The 10,319-nt window shown below is 69.2% G+C and carries 6 protein-coding genes; 3 read left to right on the forward strand and 3 right to left on the reverse strand.

Features of this window, described 5'->3' with window-relative positions:
* Positions 1-2 precede the first annotated feature (2 nt).
* Entirely contained in the window at positions 3-2,195 is a 2,193-nt protein-coding gene (locus QHF84_RS27260) for a TOMM precursor leader peptide-binding protein (RefSeq protein WP_281316362.1), read from the forward strand.
* A 9-nt stretch (positions 2,196-2,204) separates the two neighbouring features.
* Positions 2,205-3,296 carry an amidohydrolase family protein gene (locus QHF84_RS27265; RefSeq protein ID WP_281316363.1) on the forward strand — a complete coding sequence of 364 codons (1,092 nt, stop codon included), beginning with the start codon at positions 2,205-2,207 and terminating at the stop codon, positions 3,294-3,296.
* A 3-nt stretch (positions 3,297-3,299) separates the two neighbouring features.
* On the opposite strand, the gene QHF84_RS27270 is transcribed toward QHF84_RS27265, so the two are convergent.
* Both QHF84_RS27270 and QHF84_RS27275 read right to left on the reverse strand, forming a co-directional pair.
* Complete coding sequence (locus QHF84_RS27270; RefSeq protein ID WP_281316364.1) at positions 3,300-3,902, reverse strand: hypothetical protein; 603 nt, start codon at positions 3,900-3,902, stop codon at positions 3,300-3,302.
* A 161-nt stretch (positions 3,903-4,063) separates the two neighbouring features.
* The gene (locus tag QHF84_RS27275; RefSeq protein ID WP_281316365.1) at positions 4,064-8,167 is read right to left on the reverse strand and encodes a TOMM system kinase/cyclase fusion protein; all 4,104 of its coding nucleotides are present in this window, start codon (positions 8,165-8,167) and stop codon (positions 4,064-4,066) included.
* A gap of 184 nt (positions 8,168-8,351) precedes the next feature.
* On the opposite strand from QHF84_RS27275, the gene QHF84_RS27280 reads away from it, so the two are divergent.
* On the forward strand, positions 8,352-8,996 hold the full coding sequence (locus QHF84_RS27280; RefSeq protein WP_281316366.1) for a glutathione S-transferase N-terminal domain-containing protein: 645 nt from the start codon (positions 8,352-8,354) through the stop codon (positions 8,994-8,996).
* On the opposite strand, the gene QHF84_RS27285 is transcribed toward QHF84_RS27280, so the two are convergent.
* A complete protein-coding gene (locus QHF84_RS27285) occupies positions 8,980-10,317 on the reverse strand; it encodes an MFS transporter (protein ID WP_281316367.1) in 1,338 nt (445 codons plus the stop codon). The genes QHF84_RS27280 and QHF84_RS27285 overlap by 17 nt on opposite strands.
* Positions 10,318-10,319 lie beyond the last annotated feature (2 nt).

Here is a 10,319-nt window from a genome sequence, read left to right on the forward strand (position 1 = left end):
CCATGAACAAAGTGTTGCGATTCGCGCCACACGTTCGCCCGGAGCTTCTGGGCCCGGATTGCCTCGCGCTCCTCGGGGAGCACGACGAACGGATCCTGCGGGGGCGCCTTTACGCGCTCGTCGCGCCCCTCGTGGACGGCATCCGCACGAATGCGGAGATCGTCGCGGCCCTCCGCGGGAAAGCCACTGCGCCCGAGGTCCATTATACGATCGCGCTGCTCGAGCAGAGCGGCGACCTCACCCCTGCCTCGCTAAAGCCTCCCGACGAGGACACCTTCTGGCACGCGCTCGGAGTCGCCGGGGATGCCGCGGCAGAGCGCCTCTCGGGGACGCCCGTGACGGTCGAGGCGCTCGCGGGCGTGGATTCGCCGTCATTCTGTGAATCGCTGCGGGCGACCGGGGTGAGGGTCGAGCCCGGGGCTCGGCTGCGGATCATCCTCACCGGGGATTACCTCGCGCCCGAGCTGGCGGAGATGAATCGGCAGGCCCTCGCCGAGAACTCTTGCTGGATGCCCGTGAAGCCGTCCGGGACAGCGCCCTGGATGGGGCCGATGTTTCACCCAGGTGGCCCCTGCTGGGAGTGTCTTGCCTCCCGGCTCCGCGCCAATCGCCCCGTCCAAACGTTCCTGCGGCGCGGCGGCGCGCTCGACGCATCGTCCCTCCCGCGCCCGACGAACCCCGCCGCTGTGGCCGCGGCCCACGGGCTCGCGGCACTCGTGATCGCCAGGTGGATCGCCGGCGGCGCGTGGGCCGAGATCGAGGATCACCTCTGCGTCCTCGATTTGGGGCGCATCACGCTCGAAAAACACGCCGTGCAGCGGCGCCCGCAATGCCCGACCTGCGGAGACCCGGGCCTCGTGAAGCGGCGCGCCGCGCAGCCGCCGACGCTCGAGCGCCGCGTGCGTTTGGCCACCCAGGATGGGGGCAGCCGCGTGATCTCCGCGGAGGAGACGTTCGCGCGACATCGACATTTGATCAGCCCCGTGACCGGTATCCTTTCCAGCGTGGAGCCCGTCGCCGGGCGTGATGGCCCGCCGTGGTTCGTCCACAGGGCGCGTTATTCCGTGGCGCCGGCGGCCGACGCGCGGGATCCACGAGACTTCCATGCCCTGGCGGGCGGCAAGGGGCGCAGCGCCGCGCAGGCCCGGACGAGCGCGCTGTGCGAAGGGATCGAGCGGGTGAGCGCCATTTTCCAGGGGGACGAGCCCACGCTCCGCGCCCGCCTGGCCGATCTCGGCGACGAAGGCGTCCACCCGCATGATCTCCTGTGCTTCAGCGAATCCCAGTACCGGACGCGCGACGCCTGGAACACCGTCGCGTGCAACCGCAAATGGCATGTCCCGCTGCGCTTCGACGAGCGGCGCGAGATCGACTGGACGCCCGTCTGGTCCCTCACGACGCAGCGGCGACGATACCTGCCGGCAGCGTATTGTTACGATCAGGTCCCGGTCGCCCCCGCAGAGCGCTTCTGCGTGTACAGCTCCAATGGTCACGCCGCCGGCAACTGCCTCGAGGAGGCCATCCTGCACGGCTTCCTCGAGCTCGTCGAGCGCGACGCCGTGGCCATCTGGTGGTACAATCGGCTGCGTCGACCCGGGCTCGATGTTTCGAGCTTCGGCGATCCCTTCTTCGAGGAGATCGAGGCCGCATACCGTTCGTCGGGCCGGCCGCTCTGGCTCCTCGATATCACGAGTGACCTCGGAATTCCGGTCGTCGTCGCGCTGGCGGCGGCGCGGGAAGAAGGACGGTTCCATGCTGGCTTCGGCTGTCATCTCGACGGCCATCTGGCCGCCCAGCGCGCGCTCACGGAGCTGAACCAGGCCTACGATCCCGCGGGCCGCTTGCCGCCGCTCCTGGACGTACGAAAGCTCGAAGACCGGAGCTTCTTGACCCCCGCCGAGGACGCGTCCCCTCGGACGGTCGTCGATGCCCCGCGTCGCCCCGAGGGGGACGACCTCGCCGGGGACGTGCGGGCTTGCGTGGAGCTTTCGGCCCGCGCGGGGCTCGAGACGCTCGTGCTCGACCAGACCCGGCCCGACCTCGGCCTGTGCGTCGTCAAGGTGACCGTGCCGGGGCTGCGGCATTTCTGGCCTCGCTTCGGGCCAGGGCGCCTGTATGATGTGCCGGTACACATGGGCTTTCGGGACCGCGCTCTCGACGAGGCGGAGCTCAATCCAGTACCATTCTTGACTTGAGGAGGGAGCATGCTGATCGACGCGGATCGTCACGTCGTCGAGCCGATCGAGTTATGGAAGCAGTACCTGGAGGAGCCATTCCGTGAGCACGCGCCATACTACGCGTGCGTCGGGGGCCGGCAGACGCCTAGGCTGATGCTGAATGGGGAGCCCGTCTTTCACAAGATCTCGGAGCGCGCCGTGCGCGAGCTCGCCGCCGTCGGAGCCCGGCGAGGCGACGAGCTCTGGGCGGGCAGGGACCCCGCCTTGCAAATTCGGGCGATGGATCGATCCCGCATCGACATCGCCCTCCTTTATCCGACGAACACGCTGTTTCTGCTGGGGATCGACACGATCGATCCCGCGCTCGCCGGAGCCATCACCCGGGCGTACAATCGATGGCTGCACGATTTCTGTGCGTACGACCCGGCGCGGCTCCGGGGCGTCGGGGTGGTGAACGTCCACGACCCGGCCGCCATGGTCGACGATCTCGAGCGCGTCGCGGCGTGGGGGTGGAAGGCGGTCGTGCTGCGGCCGAACCCGGTGAAGGGGCGGCTTTTGAGTGATCCCGCCCATGAGCCTTTCTGGGACGCGTGCGAGCGGCTCGGCGTCGCGGTCGCCCTCCACGAGGGCGCGCACGCGCGCGTCCCCACCGCGGGGGCGGATCGATTCGAGACCCGCTTCGCCTTGCACGCCTGCTCGCATCCGATGGAGCAAATGATGGCGTTCCTCGCGCTGGTGGAAGGGGGCGTGCTGGAGCGCCATCCAGGGCTGCGCGTCGCGTTCCTGGAGGCCGGCTGCGGGTGGCTGCCGTATTGGTTGTGGCGGCTCGACGAGGTCGAATACCGTCACCTCTCGGGCGAGGTCGCGGAGAATGTTCGGAGAAAACCTTCCGAGTATTTCCGGCGGCAGTGCTTCGTCGCCATCGAGCCCGACGAGCCCTACCTGCCGGAGCTGATTCGCCACATCGGCGAGGACAACCTGCTCTTCGGGACGGACTTTCCGCACCTCGACCACGACAGCGATATCACGGGAAAGCTCGCACCGCTCGAGCGAGAGCTCCCCGGAGGCGTGCTCGGGAAGATTCTGTGGGACAATCCGGCGCGGCTCTACGGGCTGTAGGGGCTAGCAGAAGAGGCCCAACGCACCGTCCAGGCCAAGGATCTCTTCGCCCCTCTTCGGGAGCGTGAGCTTGTATTCTGCGGGCCGGTCTGGTTTTCGCTCCTCGACCAGCAGACGCACATTCGGTGGAACCTCGTATTCGAAGTGCTCCTTGAGCGCCTTCGCGGGGGTCGTGAGCAGCTCCTGCTTGAACTTCTCGTCGGTCCACGCCTTGACGGTCACGCGAAACCAGGGATCGGAGACGTCCGATGCCAGCCAATCCCTCCTGGCCTCGGCGATGTCATGCATCGTCGGGAGCGTGAACTTGTATTCGGCGGGCGCCTCCGGTCGTCCCTCCACGATCTCCAGTCTCTCGCCGGGTGGAACCTTGTAGTCGAAGTGCTCCTCGAGCGCCTTCGCAGGGTCTGCGAGCAGCTCCTGCTTGAATTGCTCGTCGACCCACGTCTTGACGACCACGCGAACCCATAACTCGGAGAAGCTGTTGTTCATGTTCAGCTCACTCTCCGTGACCGGTCCCCCTTCCTTATCCGTCCCCGACGCGTAGCCAGCGCAGGAAATCGCGAACGCCGCCGCCACGAGCGCCAGGAGCTCACTCTTCATCCTCATGACTTGCTCTCCTTTTTTCCGTCCCACGCACGGCCACGCGCGGAAGCGCCCGGTGTCCCCGCCCGTGTGCCTAGGCGCGAACCTTGGACGGCTTCTCGACCGGTCAAGCGCGACCGGGAGGCGCGCCTCGCACCTCGAAAGGAATCAAAAAGGGGCGATGCTCAATCCCTGGTGGCCCCGAACGAGCTGCCGAGCTCCGCGAGGAGCGATTGGGCGTCCTTCAGCTCCGGCGTCTCGAAGCCCTCCGTGAACCACCCAAAAACCCCCTCCAGCATCCTCCGCGCCTCGTCGATCCGGCCCCGGGCCCGCAGGATGCGGCACAGCGAAATCGTGGCGCGGAGCTCCGGCATCCGCGCGTCCTGCCGGCGGGCGACATCGACCGCCTCGCGGAAATGATACTCCGCCTCGCCCATTGCGCTCTCACCCTGCGCGAGCAGATACGTGCCCAAGAGCCGATGCAGCTCGGCCACGTAGTAGAGCTCGCGCAGCTCCGCCGCGAGCGCCAGGTCCTGCCGCAGGCGCGCGATCGCGTCTCCGAGCCGCCCCTGCGCGGCCTCGGACTCCGCGACGAGCGAGATCCAGTAGGGCAGCGCCGTCTGCCCCGCGAAGGAGTGGTACATCGAGACGCTGCGTGACGCCGCTTCGACGTCGCGCTCGGCCCACGCGACCAGGGTGATGCCAACGATCCTCCAGGGGTCGAGGCCCATTCGTTCGCCCACATCGATGAGCTCGCTGGAGAGCTCTCGGACGTGCTCGGGCTCGCGTCGATAATGCCGGAGCCCAGCCACGTACACCAGCGCGAAGCCGAGGCTATTGGCGTGTTTCAACTCCCGAGCCCGCGCGAGGGCGGCCATGCCCTGCGCGAGCGCTCGCTCCGGATAACCCATCATCCAGAGAAGCAGGCAGAGGACCGATTGGGCATGGACCTTGGGGTCGGTTCCGAGCATCACGGCATACGAGTGATGCTCCGCGGGGTCGTACAGCATCAGGGCGCGCTCCAGGCTGGCTCGAGCCTCCTCCAATCGTCCGGCGAGGAAGAGACATTCCCCGAGCACGATCAAGGCGGCCGCCTGTTGCGCTGGCTCTTTTTTGCGCTCCGCAGCCGCGAGGAGCTGCTGCGCCATCCATATGGGCTGATCGCGGTACCCTAGATTGTGGTAATAAAGCAAGAGCGTCCACGAGCTGAGGAACGCGAGCGGATGGTCTCCCATCTGGTCCAGGATCTCCTGGGAGCGCCGCGCGACCGATGCGGGCTCCGGGGCCGCGTGGCCGCGTGCGGCCATCAGCGCAGGCATCAGGCTCCCATTCAGCTCGAGCTCGGCGACGGCCCGCTCCCGTGCGTCCTCGATGGCAGGGAGCCAGCCCAGCGCCTCCGTGGCGAGCTCGATCGCCTCCCGGTTGGCCGATCGCTGCAGCGCCGCCGTCACGGCCCTCTGGGCATATCCAATGGCCCGCGTTTTCTGCTCCGCAGCAGCGAGGTGATACGCGAAGAGCTCGGGCCGCGCTTCGGGGATGTCGGGGAACTTTTCCTCCAGCACCGTCGCGATACGCGCGTGCACCTCCCGTCGTGATCGCCTCAGCATCGACTCGTAAGCCGCGTCCCGGACCAGCGCGTGTTTAAACAGGTAAACGGGGTTTTTCAGCCGCCGCTTGCAGGAGATGAGCTCGGAGGCCACGAGCTGGTCGAGGTGCTCGCGTAGCTCGTCCGGCTCGAGGGGGTCGACCGCGCTGAGGAGGTCGAGCGTGAATTCTCGACCGATCGCCGCGGCCACCTGGGCCGTCGCCTTGGCCCGGCCGAGCCGGTCGAGGCGCGCGGTGAGCAGATCTCGCAGCGTGCTCGGAATGCTGAGATCCGAGAGCCGGCCGGCGAGCTCGTAGCGGCCCGCCTTCTCCACGAGGGTGCCCGACTCGATCATCATACGGACGAGCTCCTCGACGAACAGCGGCACCCCGTCGGTGCGGGCAGCGATGCGATCGAGCACCTCGGGCGGCAGCGAACGCCCCCCGGACGCCACCGTGGCCATTTGCTCGACCCCGGGTCGACCGAGACGCTCGAGCTGGACATGATGCACCCCGGAGGGCGACCAGCGCGTCACGAGCTCGGGGCGCGCGCAAAAGAGGGCGTACACGCGGGCCGAGGCGAGCTCGCCTGTGAGCTGGCCGAGCAGATCGAGCGTGCTCGGGTCCGCCCAGTGCAGGTCCTCCACGAGGAGCACGAGCGGATCGCGCTCGGCCATCTCGAACAGCAGCGAAAGGACGGCGTTGCCCGTCAGCTCTCGCAACTTCTGCGGCGAGACGTCGAGCGGCGCCCACCGCTCGGGCAGCGGAATCGAAAGGAGCGAGGCGAAAAGGGGCATGGCCTCGGCGAGATCGAAGCCATATCTCGCGAGCAGCGCCTCGAGCCGCTCCGCGCCGCCGTCGGCTGCCGCGTCTCGCCCCGGCCAGAGAAGGCGCATCAAGGTGTCGATGATCGGGAAAAAGGGGCTGTTCGTGGTGTGCGGCGTGCAACGGCACTCGAGCCATGCATGTGCCTCGCCGCGGATACGCTCCCGGAGCTCGTGGACCAGCCGGGATTTCCCGATGCCCGCCTCACCGCTCACGACGACGGCCTGCCCCGCGCCGTCGCGCACGCGGTTCCAGCGCTCCAGCAGGGTCTCGATCTCCCGGGTGCGGCCGACGAGGGGAGCCTCCCACGTGCCCTGCGGCTGCCCCTGCCGGAGGAGGTAAAGCTCGACAGGGACCCTGGCGTCGTCGAGGCGGTGCTCCCCGCCCTCGTCGAAGGCAAAGTGGCCGCGGAGCAGTCGATACGTATCGCTACTCACGGCGATGGTCCCGGATTGCGCCAGCGCGCTGAGGCGACACGCGAGCTTGGGCGTCGCCCCGATGACATACCCAGGGCCCGTGCTCGCCGGCTCGCGCAGCTCGCGCGCGACGACGATGCCCGTGTGCATGCCGACCCGGAGCTCGGCTCGCACCCCGCGTCTCGCCTCGAGCGCCGTGCTCTTCCGGCGAACTTCGGCCATCGCGGCGAGGGCCGCCTGCGCGGCTCGCTGGGCGTCATCCTCCCGCGCGGCCGGGTAGCCGAAATAGAAGAGCACCGCCCCCCCGAGCGCGCCCGCGACGTGCCCGCCGTGTTCCCGCGTGATCTTGACGCACGCCTCCTGCTGGGCGCCGAGGATCTGGTCGAGCTCCTCGAGCTCCACGGCGCCGGGCTTCAAGCTCACGACCGTGAGCGAGCAACACACGGCCGTGATCTGCCGCCGTTCGCCCTCGATCAGCCGTGTGAGCCCCGCACCGCAGCTCTGCAGGCCGTCGCCGCCGAGGCGCGGGGCCCCTTCCAGGGTCGCCGGCACGGGTCGCGCCGTCCAGGTGCTCGGTGCGAGATCGCCGAGGTCGAGGGCCTCGAGCTCGCGCAGGAGCTTCTCCGCCGTGACTGCACGCGCGGCGGGATCTTTCTGGGTCACGCGTCGCAGCATGCGCCCGAGGGGGTGGTCGGCGAGCCTCGCGGGGATGGGAACGGGCTCGGGCGAGAGCTGCGCGGCCATCACCTCGGCGGCGGTCGCGCCGTCGACCGCCCGCTCGCCGGTGAGGCACTCGAGGAAGATGAGCCCCCACGCGTACAGATCCGATCGGCGGGTCAAGGGCAGCCCACGGAGCTGCTCGGGCGCCGCATAGGCGGGTGTCCCGAGCGACTCGTGGGTCACCGTGATCCGGCTCCGGCCTCGGCACGCCTCCTCCACGAGCGCCCCGACGCCGAAGTCGAGCACGAGCACGTTTCGCCGCGCGCCGGTGGTGGTCACGAGGAGGTTCGCGGGCTTGAGGTCCCGGTGCACCACGCCGCTCGCGTGCGCGCATGCGAGGGCGTCGAGGACCTGGAGCATGAAGTGCTGCGCTTCGAGCGGGTTCAGGCGGCCCTCCTCCGCGAGCACCTTCGCGAGGTCCTTCCCGGGCACGAGCTCGAAGACCGAGTACACGATCCCTCCGCTGGCCCGTCCCGAATCGAGCAGATGCACGATGTTGGGGTGGTGCATCTGCGCGCAGATCTGCACTTCGCGGTGGAAGCGCGCGATTCTCTTGTCGTTCAGGGACTTCGCGCCACGGTCGTCGGCGATTCGCAGCACCTTGACGGCGACCGCCTGGTTGGTGGTCAATTGCCGCGCCTTGTAGACCGTGGAGAATGCGCCCTCGCCCAGCACCTCGAGGAGCTCGTAACGCCCTGCGAGCGCCGCGTTGACCGCGGTCTGCCGTCCGTGCGTGCCGCCCATCTCGACCGCCCCCCTGGAATCGCCGACTCGGCCCGGCGCCCTCGCCAAGCGTGTGTTGTCCAAAGCTAGGACGGACGCTGGGAACCACAATATGTGCCGCCGTGGGCGCGCGTGGAGCGGCCCGGACGAACACAGGAGGGCGCCGCGCGGCCCACCGGAGGCCGGAGTGCTACGCTCGCGCTTCATGGCACCCTCCTCGCTCAAGCTCTACTATTCCCCCGGGGCGTGCTCGCTCGCTGCGCATGTCGTGCTCGAAGAGATCGGCGCTCCGTTCGAGCTCGTTTGCGTCTCGGTTCGCGACGGGGAAAATCTGCGGCCCGAATACCGCGCGATTCACCCGCTCCAGCGGGTCCCGGCGCTCGCCGTCGGTGATGCCATTCTCACGGAGGTCGGCGCGATCCTCCATTGGCTCGCCGACGCGTTCCCCGAGCGGCGCCTCGCCCCGGAGGTCGGGAGCTGGGCGCGCGGGCAATCGTATGCGTGGTGCTCTTTCCTGGCCAGCAGCGTGCACATCGCATTCGCGCAGATCTGGCGGCCCGCGCGGTTCACGCAGGACACGAGCGCCCACCCCAGCGTCGAGAAGGCCGGGCGCGCGGCAGTCGAGACGTTTTTCGAGATGATCGAGGCCCGGCTGGCGAAGACCGAATACGTGCTCGGCGACGCGTTCTCCCTGTGCGACCCGTACACGCTCGTCTTTTATCGATGGGGAAACCGCATCGGTTTGCCGATGGAGCGTTACCCCGCCTGGTCGGCGCATGCCGAGCGCATGCTCGCGCGCGACACGGTCCAGCGCGTGTTCGCGCGCGAAGGGATCACGCTCCGCTCGTGAGATCGGGCGGCTCCGCCGGCGCCTCGCCGTCGAGGCGGCGTAGCGGGCGGGAGAGAGAACCCACCACCGCAATGAGCACGAGGACGCAGCCGAGCAGGAGGTAAAGCGCGGCGACCCCGCGCCCCGGCCCGACCGAGATCACGCGCCCGAGCGAGCCCGCCAGCGCGCCGCCCGGCTGGAGCCACGGCTCGAACAGGAATTCGGCGACAGGCCCGGCGAACAGGGCGCCGAGCGGCCAGGAGAGCAACGCGATGGCCCGCCGGAGCGCAAAGACGCGCCCCTGCATCGCGGGCGAAACCTGACGCTGCCACACCGTCTGGCTCGAAGCCACGACGATGGCCGCCGAGAACATCAGGACGAACCCGCCCATCGCGATCCAGGCCACGGCGGGCCGGAGCGCGCCCGCAAAGATACCCACGCCGCCGATCGCGGTGAAAAGGAGAATGCCGTCGATCGGGCGGCGGGAGCCACCCCAGGCCGCGACGGCGATCCCACCGGCCAGCATGCCGAGCGCCGAGAGCGTGAGCGTCGTCCCGAGCGCGCGCGGCGAGGCGAAGCCGAGGACGAGCGGCGTGAGCAAGGGCTGGAGCACGCCGAGCACGAAGTTGTTCGCCGCGAGCAGGGCCATGAGCGAAAGGAGCCCCGGTCGAACCCGGAGGTAACGCAGGGCGGAGGCGACCTCCCGCCGTACGTCGCTCGCGCCGCGACTTCGCGACGCCAAGGGAAGATCCGGCACCCAGGCCGCCGCCGCCGTCGCAATGGCGAGCATGTACGAGACCAGATCGACGAGGAGGATCACGCGCAGCCCGGCCAGCGGCAGGAGGGCGCCGGCGAGCACCGGCGCGACGATCTGCGCGATCGCCTCGCCGGCCTGGACCGCGCCGTTCGCGCGCGAGAGCCGGTCCTGCGGGATGAGCTGGGTCACGGCCGCGCCATACGCCGCCCACTGCAAGCTCGCGCAGACGGACAGAATCGCGGTGCACGTGTACGCGAACGAAGGCGTGAGCCGCCCGGTGGCGGCGCCCACGAAGAGGACCGCGGTCGCGGCGCCCCCCAGCGCGTCCGCGAGCATCATCGTGCTGCGCCGGTTGTGTCGGTCGACGAGGACGCCGAGCAGCGGCGAGGCGAGCACACCGGGGAGCGCGCCCGCGAGCGCGACGAGCGCGAACCGCGTGATCGAGCGGGTCGCCTGGAAGATGTGCACGCCGACGCTGAACGTCGTGAGCCCGGAGCCGATGAGCGAGGCGCACTGTCCGCTCCAGAGGAGCCAGAAGGAGCGCGACGAGGAGACACGTACGGAGGCGGAGGCGGTCCGTTCCATGA

The sequence above is a fragment of the Polyangium sp. y55x31 genome (assembly GCF_029946505.1).
Lineage (GTDB): Bacteria > Myxococcota_A > Polyangia > Polyangiales > Polyangiaceae > Polyangium.